The organism is Bordetella genomosp. 9, from assembly GCF_002261425.1.
Lineage (GTDB): Bacteria > Pseudomonadota > Gammaproteobacteria > Burkholderiales > Burkholderiaceae_B > Bordetella_C.
Map to the genome: position 1 here is coordinate 2,181,255 of NZ_NEVJ01000003.1, position 18,600 is coordinate 2,199,854.

The following is an 18,600-nucleotide window of genomic DNA, read 5'->3' on the forward strand; positions in this document are numbered from 1 at the left end:
TGGGCCGCTTACGGGTTGGGTACATACGCCGGCATGTCCAGCCCGAAAGGCTTGGCCTGCTCGGCGCGCTTGCGCTTCACGTTGTCGAACTCGCGGATCACCTGGTCTGCGGTGATGGTCACCGTGACGGGCCGCATTCCGCGGTCGTTGGTCTTCGGCACCCGCGTGATCTGCACCACACCCGCCCCGATTGGCATGCCCGATACGGACTTGTAATCGTCAGGGTCGAAGGTGTTGGGATCGGGCGTCAGGCCCTGCTCGCTGAACGGGCGCGGCATCTGATCGCCCACGAAGGGCACCGCATTGAGCAGGTTATTCATCGCCTTGCCGGCCACGTTGGTGCGCTTGTCCGCCGTCTTAATCGGCACCTTGCCCACGGCACCCGCCATGTTCTGCGTAATGACGTTGCGCACCGCCTCCTGGTAGTCCTCGGACGTTTGCGACAGGCCGCCAATCCGGCCGGCTACCGCGGCGAACAGCCCCGTGCCCTGGCCTCGGGACGTGAGGGAGCCGGGCACATAGGTGCCGTCGATGAAGTCCACGTTGGAGCTGGGCCCGAACATCTGCGCGAACGCCAGCTGCGTGGCGGTGTCGCGGTCCATGCCCATCCCGCGCATGTAGCGCGCGACGTTGGGAGCCAGGTCCTGCGCCATGCGCCGCTTGCTGTCATCGTTGAGGTCGTAGCCCGTAACGCTACCGGGGCCGAAGATGGGGATGTTGCGCTTCAGGAAACCTGGGTCCTCGCCGTCGATAGCAGCCTGGGCTTCCTTGATGTCCTTCTGCGTTACGTCCGCCTTCCACCCGTTCTGCACTGCTTGGCGCACCGCGTCTACCGCGGACTTGTCGCTCAGGTTCACACCGCTCTGCACCAGCATCGTCATCTTGGCCGCGTTCTCCGGGCCGACGTACTGCGCCAGCGCAGCCACGCCATTGGGCGATGTCGCCATGACCTGCATAAGGCCCAGCGAGTTCCGCATGCCGTCCGTGGTCAGGGTCCCCTGAACGAAGAAGTTGTTCGCGTCGGTGGTCAGCTGGTTCTTCAGGTCGCTGTCTACCGTCTTCGCGCCCCATTGCGAGGCGACGGCCAGCTTCCCGACCCAGCTGCGAAGGGCTTCAGGCCCCTTGCGTTGCGAGTCCGCGAACGAGGCGCGCAGCGTAGCTTGCACCACATCGGCGCTCATGTGGTCAAGCGCGATGGGGGCGCGGCCATTGCTCATGCCGTCCAGAAGGTCCGTCTGCTGCTGCTGCGCATCGCGCGCTTGCTGCTCGCCCTTCAGGTAGGCGTTAATCAGCGGGGCTTGCTGACGGCGCAGGTACTCCTGGCCCTGGAACCACATGACATGCATCCGCGCCCGCTCATCGTTGTCGAAGAACGGGGTGGACGCGCCGGTCTTTTGCGTCCACGCTGCGTTGCGGCTGTCGATGTACTTGTCCAGCTGCTCAATGGACTGCGGCCCCGAGCCCTGGGACAGAGCGACGTGTAGCCCGGCCGTATCGCTGGCATCGCCCTGGTACAGCGGGTTGTTCTTCTGGACCCACTGCACCGCGTACGGCTGCATGCGCTCCAGGGCGTTGCGCGTATCCAGCGGCAGCTTCTGGTACTCAGGGGTCTGCTTGAACGCGTCCACGATGGCGAAGTTGCCCTTCAGCATGTTCGCCTGCATGGCCTGAGCCGTCGCCTTACCCCACGCCTCGTCGGTCATGCCAGGAAGCGGTTGGAATGCCGCGAGGGCGCGGGCCTTCTGTTGTTCCTGCTGCTCGGGCGTATAGAAGCCATCGCCCACGCCGCGGGCCGTCTGGAAGGTATCGCCAGCAGACACCAAGGTATTGCCGAACGTGGTGACGTTCTGCTCCTGGACATACGCGACGTGCTGCTTCATGTGCAGGTCCAGCATCGGGCCGAACTGCTCCGCCAGCTTGGCCTGCACCATCGCGTCGGTCGCAGGATCGCCCGTGCTGCCGATCTGCTTGGCCTGATCCACCAGGTACTTGCGCACCACGTCTGGCGACTGCTTCCGCAGCTCCGGCATGTTCTGTAGGAAAGTCGACTGCGCGTCGTCCATGGCGGACATCATCGTCATCGCCTGTGCACCGCGCACCGTGGCGCCGGGGCCGAAAATCTTGGCGTACCAGGGCTGCTCCTTCTGGATTTCCAGCAGAGACTTACCCTGAGCCACCTCCGACATACCCTCGAAGTACTGCTCTTGCTGCTTCTGCTGCACGAACTGATCCAGCGCACCGCGCGTCAACTGATTCAGCGCGTCCAGCACCTTGGACGACGGGTCCATGCGGAAGTCGCCTTGGGGAGCGAACGGTGCCTGCTGGAACTGCACAGGCCCAGCCCCACCTCCCGTTATGCGGGTAGCGGGGCCTTGCCCGGATGCAGCCGGCTGCTGAATGACGACGTTGCCGCCGCTGTCTAAGCCGTATCCGGCCATTGAATCTCCTTATGCTCCACTGAAGTAGCCGCCCTGATAAGAGAGGCCACTGCCGTCACTCAACGCGTCGCCAATACCGACGCCCGAGGCGGCTGTGATGCCGCCCCCTGGGGATGCGCTGGGCGACTTGAATGCGCCTTTGGCCCAAAGGGTGAGGCCGGTTCCAATGACCCCGCCCAGCGCTTGCTGGAAGGGACCGGGGCCGAAGTTGCCTGCCAGCAGCGGGACCTGCGCCTTCGGCGCGACGTTGATGCCGTAATCCAGCGTCGGGATGGACTGGCCGAAGTCCAGGCTGGACACCGAAGCGCGGACCAGGCCCTGGCGCCGCATAAGCGAGTCGAAGCTGATGTAGCGCTGGTTATCCTGCGCTTGCGTCTCAACTGCCCCGGCCTGTAGTGAGACAACGCTGCGCAACGCATCCGCGCTCGACCCGCCCACGCCCCTGGCCGACGCGTCGGCGCGCAGTGCTCCCAGCGTCGCCGCGGCCTGTAGCCGGGCCGAGAGCCGGCCGCGCACCATAGAGTCCATAACGCGCACCTCGTTCTCGGCCAGGGCGTTGCTCTGGTCCCCGAAAGCTTGGAGCTTCGACTGGTTCGCAGCGGAGCGCTGCGTGTTCGCCAGCGTCGCCTGGGCTGCCAGGAATTGATTCTGGCCGCCACGGATGAGGTTCGCGGCGTCCGCGTTCGCCTGGCCCACGGTATTACGAGCGAACACGTCTGCGCTGTTCAGCGAGTCCTGCGCCCGTGTTATGTACTGCTGCTCCTGCGCCTTCATGTAGTCCTGGCCGAACTGCCAGGCCATTCCTATGATCGCCTGGTACACATTACCCTCCTACACACGGCGTGAGTTGTTGAATATCTGCCCAACCCACTCGATGGCAGAGATGGTGCAAGGAAGCCAGCCGCGTGACCGGAAGGACATGCGGTGCTCCACGTTGGCCCGGCCGCAGGGGATGTCCACAGTGGCGTCGCTGACTGGCTGGCGGCCGACTTGGTTGTTGCTCAAGCCCACACGCCGGCCGTTGAACCCGAACACGCGGCGCTCCCCTTCCGAGTCAACCCGGTAGGCGTCCATGCCGCCCGTCTGCGTAAGCGAGACGGTGTAGCGGTTGACCACCAAGCGTCCATTCACCAGCGCCCGGTCGTTCTGGTCCCGGACGTATGGCGAAGTGAGGTCCGTATCGGAATCGAAATGCACTCCGACCGAGGCGGCGTACTGCCCGCTGTTCAGTACGTCCGTGTAGAACGACTGTTGATCCGCGATATGCGCACCCAGCAGAGCGGCAGGCGAGCCCTGGTCAGCCGCAACGTACACGTCGGACAGCACCGACGAATCCGCCGGGCGGAGGAACCCCGTGCCGGCGCGATAAGCGGCAACCGTACGCAGCATGTCCAGATACGGGCGAGGCGACACGTCCGAGTCCATCACGAACTGCTCGCACGCGGCCCACAGGCCCTGTGCGTTCTGGCGAATCGTGAAGGCGTACAGCGTGGCCTTGTAGGTCGTGATTCCGATGATGCGGCCCACCACCGGGGACCACTCCCAGCGCGACCAGGAGTCGAACACCCGCTGCTGCGAGCCCGGCTGGTCGATGAAGCGGTACACGTACAGCCCCATGTCGTAGCCGTCCGTTCGGACGAATATAGTGTGCGGTGACGGTAGCGCGGCGAACTGGATCGGCCGCCCGCGCATGTACTTGTCCAGCTGCTGGCTTATCAGGAATGGCTCCGGCGCGTCCTCGAACAGGCCCAGCTGGAACTGGGACACGCTCGTACTGAACGGCGACGGGCCGGCCTGATTCGGCGCGGACTCATACTTTCCGTAGAACAGCAGATTCGCCACCACGATGGGCTGCGCGTTCACGGAGTCCTTCTCGCTGGCCGAGGTGGATATAGCGATAGTGCTGGGAGTCACCGCCGCCCGGCCGCTGATGCTGTACTGGTTGCGCTGACCGAACAGGAACAGGTCCTTGTTGTAGGTCACGCATTTCGTGATGATGTCGTCCTCAGCACCCAGGGCGTACGCCTCTATGGGGTCGTCCGCATCGTCGCGCAGCATGGACGCGCGGAACCAGTTGAAGTAGTCCCCGGCCCGTGACATGAAGATCACGCCGTCCGCCACGATAACCAGCCGGTCCATGAACACGGTAAGCAAGGTGACGCGCCGCCCAAAGAAATAGGGAACGGCTCCCTTCGAGCTGGTGTCGCCGGCTACGCTCGCCGCGTATCCTGGCACCGGCGTGCCGAGGACGGCTTGTAGTCGCGCGGGGCTGTCCGCGATGATGAGGGTCTGCTTGTCCGCAGAGAGCGTCGCAAGGGCAAACACTTGCCCCGGCTGCACCACTTGTGCCGGACCTTCGACCCATGTCACTGTGCCCCAGGAGGCCCCAGTGTCCAGCTTTGCGACCATGTAGTACGAGTCGTCCGTGCCCTTAGGCTTGACGCGTACCACCTTGCCCGCCCAGTGAACCGTGGACAGCTTCGCCGGGTCGTCAACCTCGTTGAACACCGCGCGGAACAGTGTGCCGTCCCCGGAGTCGTCTACAGAAAGCTCCGAGACGTTCTCCATGATGATAGAGCCGCCGACCTGTGCAAGGTTGGTGAACCCCTGCGCCACCAGCTGCGCGATAAGCTGCGCCGCGATGAACTGCGGCTGTACGCTCGCCATGGCGTCGCCAATCCACTTGTTCACTGCGGAGTTGTACGCGTTCACGCGGTCGTTGACCTGCTTCTGGTAGTTCGAGTTCCCGTCCTGCACGATGTCACTCGTGTCCAGCAGATTCGGGTAGCTGGACGACAGCGTGGTGTACGCCGCGGAGAACACGGCCCCGTCCGTACTGCGGCGAACGGTCATCTTGAATGTTCGGCTGTACGATCCACCGCGCACCCAGGCAACCGCCCGCGAGCCCTGGGCCGCGTAGTTGTTGGTCGTCGTGTAGCCTGGCCCCAACTGGTTGGATGCCATGACGATGTACTTCCCCACCGTCGTGATCGCGGACAGCCCGCCGAACACCCAAGGATTCAGCGCGTTGGCGGCCGAAGGCTGGAGCTGCACGTTCAGGAACTTGCCGGTGTCCTTGTTGAAGCAGAAGCAGAACGGAAGGGTGTCGCCCAAGGTGCGCGCGGCCGACTGGTAGTGCAGCGAGTATTCCGTGCCGTCGATGAAGAAGCTGTACTCGCGGTAGTTGCGCAGGTATCCCTGCTGCGCGGCACTGAGCGAAGCTATGCTCAGGGCCTTCTCGTCCATCGTCACCGACCCGTGGCGGCGCGAAATGCCGCGGCGCGGGTCCGATATGACGTTGACCTGTTCCCAATGCTGCCCGGGGAGCCGGTCCTGCGGGACCTGTTCCGATACGCCTCGCGTGACGCTGGCGTAGCTAGAAGCTACTCGCGCCATCAGCGGATGCGGTAAGGGTACAGGGCGCGACCAGTACGGGTGATCGGGCGGATGCCAGCGAGGACGCGCTGCGCGCCTGGGGCCTCCAACATGTTGAGGCGCTGGTTGCGGATGTGCATGCGGCGCACGCGGCTGTATGCCTGGCTGTACGCGGCGTTCAGCTTCTTGTACTTGTTGTCGTCCGCATCATAGGACGACTGGAAATCCAACTGCGCGCGCAGGGAAACCATGGCAGCCGCGTTGTGCGGCAGCTTTTCGAACGGTATCTCGCGGATCAGCCGGCCACGCACACCTCGGCCGATCTTGTTGGTCTGCTTCAGGGTGTCCCACAGCAGGTTTCCACGCTGAACGAGCGAGGTGTCCTCCAGCTCCAGATTCAGGGTGTCTGCGGGGACATACACGTAGCCCGTGTTCGGATCGGCCTGGAGCGTGATGTAGTCCGTATTGAACCACCAGCCCAGCTCCTGCTCGATAACGTTCACCTCGGACAGGATATTGAGTGCCGCCTGTACGTACGGATGGTCTGCATCCAGCTCGTTGAGCGGAGTTTCCCCCATCGTCTTCAGGCAGTTATTTACGACGGTCAGCGGAGTGATTGCCGACATTGAACCTCCTTAAGCGAAAATAGCCCGGGACCTTGTGGGCACCGGGCTATTTGTTGTTCGACGGCTTAGGCGGCCTTCTTGACCACGCCTGCGAAGACGGGGTTGTTGGTCGTCACACCGAAGGAGGTGTGCGCGTCGATGTACCACATCTTGGTGATGGGGTCGTAGAACACATCGGGGGTCAGCGGGATCGTCTCGCCGGCCAGCAGAGCGCGGGGCGAGAACACCGATGCCACGACGTTGCTGAAGTCGCCGTCGAAGGCGTTGCCGTTGCCGGCGTTGGACAGGTAGTGCCCCGTGATCTGCGTATTCGGCAGGTTGTTGGACACGTAGACCGGAGCGCCGTAGACGTTCAGGCTCTTGGTCTTGATTTCCGTGCCGTCCGACAGGATGAACGTGCGGTCCACCAGGCGGTCGTTCTGGAGCAGGGCGTAGTACGACTTGGGGCGCATCACGATGACCACGTCATCGGTCAGCGGATCGACGTCCTTCTCTTCCATGTCCGCGAACAGCTGGCCGAACATGTCTTCCAGCGCGGACGGATCGCTCTCCAGGCCGGCCGTCGCGAACGTCTTCTGCGTGCCGGGCTGCCAGCCGGCCGGGTAGCCGGACATGTCGGTGATCTGCGCGGCCTTGATGGCCTGGATCATGAACGCCTGGTCGATGAACTTGGCGAACTTCTTGCCGTGTTCCTGGCCGATAGCCATACGGGCGTCGTAGGAGTTCTGGAAGTCGTCCAGCAGCGGCACCATGGAGCGCGCGTTGATGAGCGTGTCCACGGTCAGCTTGACCTTCTGCGCCTGCACCACGGTGCCGTCCGGCGCGGTGCCGGGGGTGACCTTGCTCAGGGCAGATTCACCGATCTGGAAGTTCGAGATGGTGGAAGTGCCCTTGATCGAACGCACGGGGATGAAATTCCGCATGATCGACTTGCGGGCGATGGTGCCCTCGATTTCGCCGCCGTACTGCTCGATGTGCAACGCCTGCGGATTGGTGCCGCTGGGCGAAGTACCGATTTGCGTGTTGTTACCGCTCTGGAGAACGGCACCCGGGCGGGTGATGTTTTGTACGCTGATGCCCATTGAGTGGGTCCTTATAGTTGTTATGCGTGTCAGTTCTTGCCACGCTTTAGGCTCTCTGGAATTGACACGTTGTGTGTCTGATCGGGTACTGAATCAGCGAGCGCCCAAAGCAAAAGGGCCAGCCCGGTTTCCCGAACTGGCCCTCTGAGGATTGGCGTTTAGCCGCGCCAGGCGTTGCGTCGTTGTACGACGCGTGCGTATTCAGGCGAGGACTCGAAGTCCGGCCCTAGCTTGTGCCGCAGCTCCCGCGACTTGGCGGCGAAGTCCTTGGGGGACAGGGGGCCGGCGTCGGTAGCTGCCGGGCGCGCTGCGGCGGTGCTGGTCGCCGGGCTGCCCTGCTGCGGCGTGGACACACCGGGCTGGGCGCGATACGCGCCCACCAGGTACTGCGCCATGGCTTCCGCGAGAATTCCGCCTTGATCGAATGCATAATTCACAGCGGCACGCTCGTGTTCCTCTGCGTTGGCGCGAGCCCAGTCCAGCACCTCGTTCCAGGCTTGTTCGTCGCCCGCGGCGTTCAGGACGATCTGCTGCACTGCCTGAGTCTTGGCATCCTGGCCGGCCTTGTACTCGGCATAGCCGGACTCGGCCAGAGCGATGTACGCCTCGCCGCCGGGTATTTGCTTCTCGGCCAGCAGGGCACGGAGCGGGGCAAAGTTGCCTTCCATGGCCTGTTGCATGGCCGGATTGCCCTCGACACTCAGTCCGTGCTTGCCGGCCCAGGCCAGCGCCGTGTCCAGGTTGGCGATGCCGGTGCTGTTGTACTCGACGGCCTGGCCGAATACGCCAGCGGGTGCGTCAGTCTTGGTCGCCGCAGCGGCAGGGGCGCTCGCCGCAGGCGCAGCAGGTGTCGCAGCCGGCGCAGGGGAAGCCGGCGCCGGGGCAGTACCCGCTGGGGTGGGCAGGGCCTGCGTACTGGTTGCGCCAGGGTTCGGGGTAGTCGCTGCTTGCTGCGCTGCTTCTGTCGTCATTCATCATCCTTGTGGTTGGTTCGCTTGTTCAACGGCGGCCTTTGCCACACCGGGCGCGGCGGCCTCGGTGACATTCCGCTGGGTTTGTTCGTCGCGCAGCTGCTGCTGCGTGGACGGGTCATTGACGTACTTGGACTTGTCCACGCCACGGCCGGCGAAGATGTCCTCGGCAATCGCTGTGAAGTTCAGGATCGTCCCGAGCGGGCCTTGCGATAGGTCTGCGAGCTGCGCCATGTCGCCAATGCACGCCTTCAGGTTCTCTAGGTCGGCGTTCCGGGACAGCGCGTCCAGACCAGTAATGATCGTCGGACGCAAGCCAGAGCCCGCCAGCTTCACGCCCAGCTGGCCCGCAAGCCAGTAGGCCAGCGGCAGCTGAAAGTCGATGGCGAGACGGGAGTACACGCCGCCCAGGGACGTTTCCAGCTCCTGGGCCTGTAGGCGGACCTCCTCGGCGGTAACGCGCTCGGCGTCGCGGATGACGCTGGAGCCCAGCAGGAACGTGCGCCCGATCCGATTCACGTACTCGGTGAGGACCGTGTTGATGATCTGGAGGCCCTGGGCCACGCCAGCGCCCGCGGCGCTTATGGCCTCGATGTCGCCGGCCACGCCAGGAATAGCCGCACCGTTCTCCGACTCCTCCAGGTCCTCCGGCTGCGTCTGCCCGGCAGGGTTGACCAACCAGCGGAACTCGGACGCCAGGATCGCAGCCTTCAGCGCCGACTCGGACAGCGCGGACAGCGCAGCAAAGTCACCCGCGCACTGCTCGACCAGGCCGACGCCATAGTGCTGCCCGTCAGGCAGTTCCCACGTCAGCGCGCGGTACGGCAGCTCCTCGGCCGTGTACTCGCCGTTGTACTTCTGGGGCAGTAGGTGGTCATCGATATAGCACTCGACGCGGTACTTGCCGGTGGGCATCAGGTGTACCCTGGTGAACCAGCACACGTCCCCACAACTGCGCGGGTCCTCGGGGTCCATCTTGGCGTAGTTCGCGTCCTTCGACTTCAGGAACGCCTGAACGTCGGCCTCCAGCTCGTCGAACTTCAGGTCATCCTTGACCATGATGTCCACGACCTTCCCGGACAGGCTGCGCTTGACGGTGTACTTCTTGAGGCCCAGCACCCGCGGCGGGTCGCCTTTATCCTTGCCCAGGATAAGCAGGCAGTTGCCCGTGACTATCAGGTGCTGCGCCGCCGCGTACAGCCTGGGCCGAGCGGCGAGCTGGTCCAGCAGGCGGATGCTTTCCCGCTCCGCCAGGGCCAGCTTGCCCTTGAGGTCCGGAATATCCTGCTCCAGCTTCTCGGCCAGCTCCGCAGGAACGTCGTAGCGCATGAACGGCCGGGAGGGCGCGAACAGCGCGAGATTGATCTTGTTGGCTAGGTTGTTGACGGCCTGCGCGCCGACAGCCTGGTAGTCAGTCTGTAGCTCGGTGGCCTGTTGGTCGTAGCCTACGGGCGGGCAAACGGATGGGATGGTGAAGGCGGCGTACAGCTCGCACCGGGTAACTAGCCCAGCGCGCCGCGTTACGCCCTCCTCCCACGCATCCTTTATCGTGCCTGCCACGTTACAGGCGGATGCCTACGCCGCCCGAGGTGCCGCCGATGCTGGCCGATCCGCCCGATGTGTACTTGCGCCGGGGGTCGCCGGAGTCGCCAGCACCGTCGAGCTGGACATCGGGGTTGCCCTCCTGGGGCTGGGCGGCCTGGGCCGAGGCGAGCTGCGCAGCTGCCTGCTGTTGATTGATCGTGGCAACCTGGGCGGCCACTGACGCGGCGGTCTGGTCACGCAGCGCGGCGGTCTGCACCTGGGCCGCATCGCGCTGAGACTGGGCGATTTGGTTGGCCTGGTCCCGTACCGCCTGCGCTTGCTCGGCGGCTTGGTCCGCCATGGCCGACGCGCGTCCCCCGTCGTTGCCGGTGACGTTCGGCAGGCCGGACTCGCCCAGTACAGGGTCAACCACCTTCGCGGTGAACGGGTCCAGCTTCTTGACGATCTTGGATACTCCACTACCCATTAGGCAGCTCCTTATAGAATTGTGAAACGACTGGCGAGTAACCCGCGCGTCTGTACGCCGCGCTCATGGCGATGCCCATGGCGTCGCCCGTAGCGATGCCGGCGCAGCCCCACCTGCGCGCCTCGTCTTCCATCGCCGCGATCACCCGCCGCAAAAACCCTGGGCGGTCCTCGACCCGCAGAACCATCTGTTCGATGAACAGGTTGTGCGGGCAGTACCACGTCGGGGTAATGTCGTAGACGACGAGATAGCCATGCGTGAGTGCAGCGGCAACGTCCCCGTTGTTTATGGTCTGCCAGCCGTAATCGAAGTCCACAAGCTTGGCGTAGGGGTGGCCGGCATACAGGCTGTCGTCGTAGTGACGTTTGAAGGCGCGCAGGACCGCGGCTCTATCGCTCGCGGCCCAGTCCTCACACTTCAACCACGAATCCATCGCGGAGAGCCTTGAGCACGCGCTGCACACCCAGCATGTCGCCGGCCTGTAGATCGGTGGTCTGCGAAGTCACTACCGCGCTCGCCGAGCCGGCGAGCAGCTTTTCCAGGGCGCGATATGCCTCGGGGGATAGGCGATGGATGGTCTTTACCTGCACGGGTTCCTCCTTGTCGCGGGTCTGATCGGGTACTGATTTGCCGCTAGGCGAAGAAGAACTCGCTTCGGCGGACCTGCTGAAGGTCCAGCGCCCCGCGGCCGGGAGCCGTAGGCAGGCCGTCATAACGACGGAAGAAATCCATGATCGGATCGTGCGTTTCATACATCTCCACGAATGTCTCTCGGATAAGCTCGAACAGCTTCTGCGTGTCGGCCGCATGCGTGCCGTAGTCGTCGTGGATCATCGCCAGCGACGCGATGCCGGCCCGCTGGCACGCCAGCGTGGTGAGCGTTAGGTGCGCAGCATCCATGCTGTGAACAAAGTTCGGGGCGAGCCCGTTCTTGTGCCCGGACGCCCGAGGCGCGTCCACGTCGCTGCGGACCCAAAGGCGGCACCCGCCAAACAGTTTGGCGTTCACCCGTATCTCCTCGCGCTCGTTGTAGACCTGCGTGACCGGGAAGCCGCTGGGTGCGATCCATTCGATGGTCGGGTTGCCGGCCTTGATGATCCGCTTGGCGCACTGTTGCAGCCAGTCCATGGCGCTCCTGGCGGCAAGCACCACCTCGCCTATCGCCTCCCACACAATGTGGCTGAGGAAATTCGCCGCGGCGGTGTACTGCACCGGCTCGAACTCCCTGACCAGGCCGTGCCGCAGATAATCCTGCACAATGAATTCTGCGCAGGAGTACCGCGTGGACCCGTACGGCAGCGTCATGACCGACCGCTTCACCAGCGTGCGATTGATGCCGTGGGCGAGCCACCCGGCGCGCAGCGCGCGATCCCGCTCACCTAAGTCATTCGGATTAAGGGCGGTGAGTTTCGCCAACACCACCCGCGCCACCTGGGCGTATATGTCGTTGGGGAGGTTGGCCGGGATCAGGTTGGTGGCCTTCCCGCCCACGCCATCGCGCAGCATCGCGCTGAAGTGCTGGAGCCCGTTGCAGCTGCCATCCAGCCCCACTGGCAGGTGCGACTTGAAGCCGTTAGGATTGCGCACCCACTGCGCGTACTCTTTCGCCCACGCCAGGAACTGGAGCGGCTTGTCCGCCTGCGTCCACTCGTCGTTATTCACGGGGTCGTCAGCGAAACCGAGAATGAACCGGCTGTGCTCGTCGACCCAGGCAACGCGCTCTTCCAGGGACTTCTTGTCCACGCCGAACCGGTTGGCCCCGTTCACCTTGAACCACTTGACTGAAGTTGGGTCCGGGAGCGGCTTCCCCTCCGCGAACTGGAGCAGCGACTTCTGGAGGTCCGATCCCTGCGGCGTCACGCCGGTGGACTGGGCGTACAGACGCCCGCGAAAGTCCGCCTGGTAGACGAAGTAGATGGCGGCATGGTCCTTGAACCTGTCTGCCACCTTGGTCGCCATTTCCAAGCGGCCCCAGCGCTGCCCGCGCAGCTTCATCTCCGTGTGGTAGCGCGCCATGTCACGCTTCCACTGCTTGAAGCGCGCCGCCTGGTCCTCGCTGAGCGTCGCCTTGTCCAGGCCCGGGACCAGGAACTCCGGCCGTTCCGGGGCGTCTGGTCCCTGCTGCGACAGCGCCTCCTTCAGGTCCAGCCGCGACCGGGATATGGACCGCACCGTCTCCAGCATATCGACGTTGATGCGCCACTTCACCGCCTGAAGGTGGTTGATGGCGGGCAGGATGCGGGACAGGTCCGCGGACTTGATGCGGTCCAGGGTGTCCACGCTGCGCACCCGCTGGACGTTCACGCAGAACGGCGTGATGCGGCGCATCTCCACGCTGTGCCAGCCGCCGTCATTGAATGCCACCCAGTCCTTGGGCTGCTCAATGCACGGGAGCGTGTACGGCCGGTTCACCTCCACCAAGCCCTTGATGCGGTTCACCAGCTCGGTCACGTCGTCGGACAAGCCCACCGCCAAGTGCTCTTTGATCCTCCCCAGTTCGTGCCGGCGCTCCCTCGCCACGTCCAGGAATCCCAGCACGCGCAGGGCTTCCAGCACCCACATGCCGACCTGGGCGCGATCATGCGGCTTCCAGCGGGGCAGCTCCAGGTTGCTGTTCCGCGCCGAGCCCATCAGCGCGTTGAACCTGTGGTCCGTGGATCGGCTGTGCCTGCGGTCGAGGTCGTTCATGACCTCGTAGAACAGGTCCGGGCTGATGTCCTCGAACACCGTCAGCACGAGTTCCTGGTGCAGCGCCCGCCCTACCGCGCTGGCTAGGTCACGCCCTCCGCAGTCACTGCTCTGCATCAGGGTCGTGATGACGGTGCGGATAGAGATGAGGGACACCACCATTGGGTCCAGCGGCTTGAGCAGCGCAACGTGCGCCGCCCGCCGTCCTGACTTCTTCAGGCCCTCCTCCAGCATTTCGGTAATCATGTCGCGCAGTGGGACCACCCAGCGCCGGTAGATCGGCTGCGCGTACGGATTGTTGTGCGCTCTTCCCTTTTCCTCGTTCGCCGCGAGGGCACGGCGGGCGCGTTGCACGCCCTCCCGTATCGTCTCGCGCTCGAACTCAGCCTGGGTTAGCGTCAAACGCCCGCCCAGGCCAAGCGGCGGCTATTCAAAGTCGGCGTGCTCCTTGTCGTGACGAACGCCCTTGAAGCGCGGCTCGCGCAGGGAACCCGCCTCGGTGATGCCCAGGCACTCCACTTCGATGATCTTGCCGTAGATCAGGGAATCGCCCTTCGGCCCCTCACCGTTCCACCACTCGTCCCGCTGCTCGTCGGACATCCCCGACACCTTCACCAAGCCTTTCGGGCCTTGGCACACCAGCGCGCCGAGCGTGCCTTTGTACTTGCCCTTGCCTTCTTCCACGCCGGTAACGCGGAGGTCCAGGGTCAGCGTAGGCTTGACCTTGATGATTTCCCCATCCGTGCCGCTGCCCGCCTTCCAGGTGCCGTGCGGATCGCGCAGGATCAGGCCGTCATAGCCGCCCAGCTTGCTGAAGTACGAGGCCAGGTCCGCCGGATCGCCGTAGGTGCCCGGGTTGTAGGTGCCCGCCAGGAACACGCTGCCCATGTCGTCCTCTCGGAAGTACGGATACAGCACGTCGAAACGGTCGGTATACGCATAGGGGCTGTAACCCGCCTCGAACTCGCCCAAGGTGAGCATGTCAAACACCGCCAGGCGTAGGCCCGCGGCCGGTTCATGGCGGCGGAACTCGCCGCTGATGGTGGCCTGCGGCACGCCGGCACGCCACACCTCCCCCAGGACAGCCACTGCGTGCCCGCGCTCCAGCTTGCGGATGACGCGGTTGCGCACGGCGCGGACCAGGTGGGCGCAGGAGCGGACCACTTCGCCGGTGCGGGACAGCACCTTATCGCCCTCCCCGTTCGGCGTAACGATGACGACGGCGTTGCAGCCGTCGTACTTCCGCTGTGCCATGTACGTGCCTGCCAGGTCCCGGATGGATTCCGCACCCATCGCCTTGCGGGCCGAGACCTTCACGGCGTCGAACTCGACCGCCTTGTGGATGATGTACTTACCCATAGCAGACATCCACGCGGTAGTCGTCCTGCGCTACGGCGCGCAGATAGGCCAGTGAATCCTCGGTCAGGGCGTCCTGGGCTTCGGCATAGACCAGACGCGCCTGCGCGCGGTTGCCCGTTTCCAGGGCGCACACCATGCGATTCTCGAACGCATTGCGGGCTGCGGCCTCCAGCGTCTGCTGGATGGCCGTGTCTTCACGGACGACGCTCAACGCGGCTCCGGGATGTTGCGCAGCAGTTCGGCCAGGAACATACCGTTCGTGTTCACATGGTCGATGTGCAGCAGGCCGGACTCCGCGTCACGGGCATGCGGGCCGTGCAGCGCAATCTCGTTCATGTGCCGCTCCATCGCGCTGAAGTAGCGATCCACGCCATCCGGGACGGTCATCCAGGAATGATCCGCGTACTTGAACGCGCCGAAGGTGAGAACGTCCACGATGCCCGCCAGGGCGCGGGCCATGCCGAAACGCAGCAGGGACCAGCGCGGCTTGCCGGCGTCATGCTTCGCGCCGAGGTCGGGGGACTGCTTGGAAGTCTTTCGTGCCATGGTTATGCGGGCTCCATTTGGGTTTGGGGTTTGCGGTACTGTTCCAGCTCGCGCTGTAGCCGGAGGCACTCATAGCCGAGTTCGTTGTTCTGCTCGGACAGCTCGCTGATCTGGCGCTGCGCTTCGCGGTAGCGCCGGTCCTGTAGGACCACGAGATTCCCCATGCGGGTGGCCTCGAAGTCCGGGCGCGCGTCCAGGGCTTCCTCGTACTGAGCCATGGTCACGCCACCAAGCAGCTTGATGAGTCGATCACGTAGCTTCATCAGCTCACCAGAAGGTTCTTGCGTTGGTCTTTGGAGTTCTTCATCTGCCGGCCGCGGGACCATCCGGCGCAGTCGGAGCAGCGGAAGCGGGCGTAGCGGCCTACTTGCGTGTGGCGATAGCCCTTCTGGATCACATTCGCGCTGCCGCACTTCGGGCAGGTCGGCGTGTCGGGCTCGGTGTAGTTCGCCACGTTCGGGTGGCCGTCGATCCAAGGGCGGAGGATCAGGTACAGCTCCTCCAGCGAGAGCACGTCCGCGATGTTGTACTCACGCATCTCCGCCCAGGCTTCGGGGTTGCGTTGGAGACACTGCGACCACAGCTCGAAGCCGGGGAACTTCTGGTGCTTCAGCTTCTTGGTGGTGCAGAGCTTCGCCGTCATGTATTCCAGCTTGTTGCTGGTGAGGCCGAAGTTCTTCCTCGCCTCCAGCATGGTGTCCACCATCACGTACGGCGACGGGGGCGGCATGCCATTCAGGAGGAATCGCGCGTTGATCTTGCGCCGGTCGAACTTCACGCCGTTCTGCGCCACCACGATGTCGGCCTGATCCAGCAGCTTCCAGAGAGAGCGCAACAGGCGGCGGTCGTCCTCTACGTTGCGCTGCTTGCTGTTGTCGCGGTAGATGATCGCGTCATCACCCAGCCACTTGGCGCAGAACGAGAGGATGCACCAGTCCTCTTTGATCTGGTTGAGGCCGACGTTCTGTTTCCACAGGGACCAGACGTAGGCCAGCACGGGACTTGTCTCGATGTCGAGACTGAGTATGCGGGGTCGGGTCAACCCACGACCTCGAACGCGTACCGCATCAGGCGGTGCAGCAGGTCGCGCTCGACATGCTCCAGGAAGCCATCGCCGCTAGTACTGACCAGGAACGAGTCCGCGCGAACAGTCGCGCGGATGTCGTTGATGCTCGCCTCGTACTCGTACGCCACGGAGTGGTAGCGCAGGTCCAAGCCGCAGCCGTTGACAGCACGGACGGATACATCGACCATGCCTATGCGGGTGCGCACCTTCTTGCGCATAAGAACGCTCATTCAGTTTCCTTCGCGGCAGCGCGCCGCGCTTCTATGTTGGCTTTGCGGCGGGACTCGCGTGCGCGCTTGTTGCGCAGCTCCCGCTTCTCCGATTCGGTGCGGTGTGTGGGGTGCAGGATGCCGGTGGGGTACGTCCGGTGGAACTCCAGGTAGTCGGCCACGCCGCGCAGAAAGCGGATCGGGTCGATGCCTTTGCCCAGCCTGGAAGCCCAGTTCTCCAGGCGGCCGAGCACTGCGTTCTCCCATCGGTTCAGGACCGCGCGGATGTTGCCGGTGGTGTGGCAGTGATCCAGTACGGGGTCCGTAATCTCCAGGCCGGTGATGGGAGACACACCGCCCTGTTCTTTGAGCATTTGCGCCCGCTTAGGCTTGAGCATTGAGGCGGTCAAGCGCTTCACGTTTCTCCTTGACGTTGGCGAGCATGCGCCGCACGGCGGCCATCAGCTCAGGGTTTCTGTGCTCGGGCAGCACGCGCAGGAAGTCGTGGGGGTGATGGGTGGCGCGCAGCCACAGGAGCCCGGCCTGCTCCACGAAGTAGTCGGCCCAGGCGTCGCCCTTCTGTCGGGCGTACTCGGCCTGCACAGCCTCGTATGCCTCCGCGTTGCAGCGGGTGCCGGCCAAGATGCGGAGGGCCTTGTCCTCGCCCAGCCCGTAGAAGCCGGGGATGTGGTCGGCGGTATCCCCCATCAGCATCTGCATCCAGAACCACTTGGTGCCGTACACCTTGCCGTCATACGGGCCTATTACCTCGTACGCGCCCTTCGGGACTTGCGTGCGGGCGTAGTCCGTCCAGGCCAGGTGCAGGCCGGGCAGCATGCGCATATCCTTGTCCGCCGTGTGGTGCACCACGGACTCCAGCGGGCCGCGTGCGCTGAGGGCTGCGTGGGCGAAGCCATCGTCGGCCTCTCGGTCCATCCAGGTGACGCGTCGGGCGCGCAACAGCGCCTCGTCGGCCGTCTCCAGGAACTCGCGGACGGCCTCCCAGTTCTTCGGCCTGCGGCTGCTATGCCGCTGCCCCTGGTACGGCTGCGTGGTGGCGATCAGGAATCGCTCGCCCTTGGTGCTCGCCCGGGCGGACAGGTGCAGCTCCACCCGCTCCGCGCCGGACAGCTCCCGGACAGCGTGCATACGATCCACGGCGACTCGCCGCGATATGTCCACACGCATGTTGTCCCCGCCGCTGGCGAAGTACGCCAGGTAGTCCCCGTCGATCAGGGCCACCCGGCCTGGCACTACCTCGTCCTGCGGCGCGGTGTCCGGTATCTGCTCGGCTACCCGGGCAGCTGCATTACGCAGCCACTCCGGCTGTGCCATCAGTCCTCGTCATCCCCGCCGATGTCGGAGAGCGGGTCGTCGTCGCCGGGGGCGTCATCGTCGGCCGGCCCGGGTTTCTTCTCGGCGGGCTTGGACTTCGGCTTGTCGTCTTTGGCCTTGGCATCCTTCTTCGCCTTGGCGTCGGCCTTGGCCTTCTCCACGTCGTCGTCGTCGCCCGTGTCCGGGTCGCCCAGCAGCATGGCCTCGACGGGGCTGCCCTCGAAGCCCGGGCTCGCCTTGATGGCGTCCTGGAACGTGTTCTTGGACTTGCCGTCGTCGTAGGTGCCGTCGATGAAGATGCTGGCCCACTGCTCCTTATCCGGGTGATCCCACAGGAACAGCTTCAGCGGGTTGACCGCTTCCGGAATCTTGCGGCGCACGTCTTCCCCGTCCTCGTTCACGGAGTACGGGGGCGTGATGGCGTAGACGCCAGAGGCGGGATCCTTCAGGCCGGCGTAGGTCTTCTGGTCCGCACCCTCGCCCACGGTGCGGTGGAACACCTGGCCGCTGAAGTCCTCGCCCAGCATCTCGGCCATGTGCTTGTACTTGCCGCTGTAGTTCATCTGCTTGAACAGCTTGAAGAACGTCGCCTTCTCGTTCAACGACTTGGACAGGGTGATCGCCAAGCGCTGCGGCATGCCGTTCTGATCCACCGGCCACTTCTTGCCGTGCAGCTCGAACACCATCTTGACCTGCTCGCGGACGCGCTCCTGGCCTTTGAATGTTTCCTTCTGCGGCCCCAGCTCGATGTAGGCGATGAACCGCAGGCCGGGCTTGCCCTCGGCCGGGGGCGTGTATCCGCCGCCGCCCTTCTGGGCCTGGTTCATGTCGGTGGTCTTGGCGGCCTTGGCAACCGCGGCTTTGATATTGAATGCCATGCGTGTGAATTTCCTC

The 18,600-nt window shown here is 64.4% G+C and carries 20 protein-coding genes; all 20 read right to left on the reverse strand.

Annotation, left to right across the window (positions count from 1 at the left end):
• Positions 1–8: 8 nt before the first annotated feature.
• The 20 genes from CAL26_RS20975 to CAL26_RS21070 all read right to left on the reverse strand — a co-directional run bounded on the left by CAL26_RS20975 (position 9) and on the right by CAL26_RS21070 (position 18,584).
• Positions 9–2,438, reverse strand: coding sequence for a hypothetical protein (locus CAL26_RS20975; RefSeq protein ID WP_143277470.1), 2,430 nt, complete (start codon positions 2,436–2,438; stop codon positions 9–11).
• Positions 2,439–2,447: 9 nt separating this feature from the next.
• Positions 2,448–3,239 (reverse strand): virion core protein, T7 gp14 family, encoded by a 792-nt coding sequence (locus CAL26_RS20980; protein ID WP_143277471.1) that lies wholly within the window; start codon positions 3,237–3,239, stop codon positions 2,448–2,450.
• Between the two features lie 30 nt (positions 3,240–3,269).
• Positions 3,270–5,834, reverse strand: coding sequence for a phage nozzle protein (locus tag CAL26_RS20985; protein ID WP_094848668.1), 2,565 nt, complete (start codon positions 5,832–5,834; stop codon positions 3,270–3,272).
• Positions 5,834–6,439 carry a hypothetical protein gene (locus tag CAL26_RS20990; RefSeq protein WP_094848669.1) on the reverse strand — a complete coding sequence of 202 codons (606 nt, stop codon included), beginning with the start codon at positions 6,437–6,439 and terminating at the stop codon, positions 5,834–5,836. The genes CAL26_RS20985 and CAL26_RS20990 overlap by 1 nt, the downstream gene beginning before the upstream one ends.
• A gap of 65 nt (positions 6,440–6,504) precedes the next feature.
• A complete protein-coding gene (locus CAL26_RS20995) occupies positions 6,505–7,521 on the reverse strand; it encodes a capsid protein (protein WP_094848670.1) in 1,017 nt (338 codons plus the stop codon).
• Positions 7,522–7,679: 158 nt separating this feature from the next.
• The gene (locus CAL26_RS28175; protein ID WP_143277472.1) at positions 7,680–8,492 is read right to left on the reverse strand and encodes a hypothetical protein; all 813 of its coding nucleotides are present in this window, start codon (positions 8,490–8,492) and stop codon (positions 7,680–7,682) included.
• A 3-nt stretch (positions 8,493–8,495) separates the two neighbouring features.
• Entirely contained in the window at positions 8,496–10,052 is a 1,557-nt protein-coding gene (locus tag CAL26_RS21005) for a portal protein (protein ID WP_094848672.1), read from the reverse strand.
• A gap of 1 nt (position 10,053) precedes the next feature.
• Positions 10,054–10,503, reverse strand: coding sequence for a hypothetical protein (locus tag CAL26_RS21010; RefSeq protein ID WP_094848673.1), 450 nt, complete (start codon positions 10,501–10,503; stop codon positions 10,054–10,056).
• Positions 10,496–10,936 carry a hypothetical protein gene (locus tag CAL26_RS21015; RefSeq protein ID WP_143277473.1) on the reverse strand — a complete coding sequence of 147 codons (441 nt, stop codon included), beginning with the start codon at positions 10,934–10,936 and terminating at the stop codon, positions 10,496–10,498. The genes CAL26_RS21010 and CAL26_RS21015 overlap by 8 nt, the downstream gene beginning before the upstream one ends.
• Entirely contained in the window at positions 10,914–11,093 is a 180-nt protein-coding gene (locus CAL26_RS21020) for a hypothetical protein (protein ID WP_094848675.1), read from the reverse strand. The genes CAL26_RS21015 and CAL26_RS21020 overlap by 23 nt, the downstream gene beginning before the upstream one ends.
• Before the next feature lie 43 nt (positions 11,094–11,136).
• Positions 11,137–13,593 carry a DNA-directed RNA polymerase gene (locus CAL26_RS21025; RefSeq protein ID WP_094848676.1) on the reverse strand — a complete coding sequence of 819 codons (2,457 nt, stop codon included), beginning with the start codon at positions 13,591–13,593 and terminating at the stop codon, positions 11,137–11,139.
• Between the two features lie 24 nt (positions 13,594–13,617).
• Entirely contained in the window at positions 13,618–14,550 is a 933-nt protein-coding gene (locus tag CAL26_RS21030; protein ID WP_094848677.1) for a hypothetical protein, read from the reverse strand.
• Entirely contained in the window at positions 14,543–14,761 is a 219-nt protein-coding gene (locus tag CAL26_RS21035) for a hypothetical protein (protein WP_094848678.1), read from the reverse strand. The genes CAL26_RS21030 and CAL26_RS21035 overlap by 8 nt, the downstream gene beginning before the upstream one ends.
• A complete protein-coding gene (locus CAL26_RS21040; RefSeq protein ID WP_094848679.1) occupies positions 14,758–15,096 on the reverse strand; it encodes a dATP/dGTP diphosphohydrolase domain-containing protein in 339 nt (112 codons plus the stop codon). Before CAL26_RS21040 ends, CAL26_RS21035 begins: the two co-directional genes overlap by 4 nt.
• Before the next feature lie 2 nt (positions 15,097–15,098).
• Positions 15,099–15,359 (reverse strand): hypothetical protein, encoded by a 261-nt coding sequence (locus tag CAL26_RS21045; protein WP_094848680.1) that lies wholly within the window; start codon positions 15,357–15,359, stop codon positions 15,099–15,101.
• Positions 15,359–16,093, reverse strand: coding sequence for a ribonuclease H-like domain-containing protein (locus tag CAL26_RS21050; protein ID WP_256988548.1), 735 nt, complete (start codon positions 16,091–16,093; stop codon positions 15,359–15,361). The genes CAL26_RS21045 and CAL26_RS21050 overlap by 1 nt, the downstream gene beginning before the upstream one ends.
• A gap of 41 nt (positions 16,094–16,134) precedes the next feature.
• On the reverse strand, positions 16,135–16,392 hold the full coding sequence (locus CAL26_RS21055; RefSeq protein WP_094848682.1) for a hypothetical protein: 258 nt from the start codon (positions 16,390–16,392) through the stop codon (positions 16,135–16,137).
• Complete coding sequence (locus tag CAL26_RS21060; protein ID WP_256988549.1) at positions 16,389–16,790, reverse strand: endonuclease domain-containing protein; 402 nt, start codon at positions 16,788–16,790, stop codon at positions 16,389–16,391. Before CAL26_RS21060 ends, CAL26_RS21055 begins: the two co-directional genes overlap by 4 nt.
• The gene (locus CAL26_RS21065; RefSeq protein WP_094848684.1) at positions 16,756–17,706 is read right to left on the reverse strand and encodes a hypothetical protein; all 951 of its coding nucleotides are present in this window, start codon (positions 17,704–17,706) and stop codon (positions 16,756–16,758) included. The genes CAL26_RS21060 and CAL26_RS21065 overlap by 35 nt, the downstream gene beginning before the upstream one ends.
• Positions 17,706–18,584, reverse strand: coding sequence for a hypothetical protein (locus tag CAL26_RS21070; protein ID WP_094848685.1), 879 nt, complete (start codon positions 18,582–18,584; stop codon positions 17,706–17,708). The genes CAL26_RS21065 and CAL26_RS21070 overlap by 1 nt, the downstream gene beginning before the upstream one ends.
• Between the last annotated feature and the right edge of the window lie 16 nt (positions 18,585–18,600).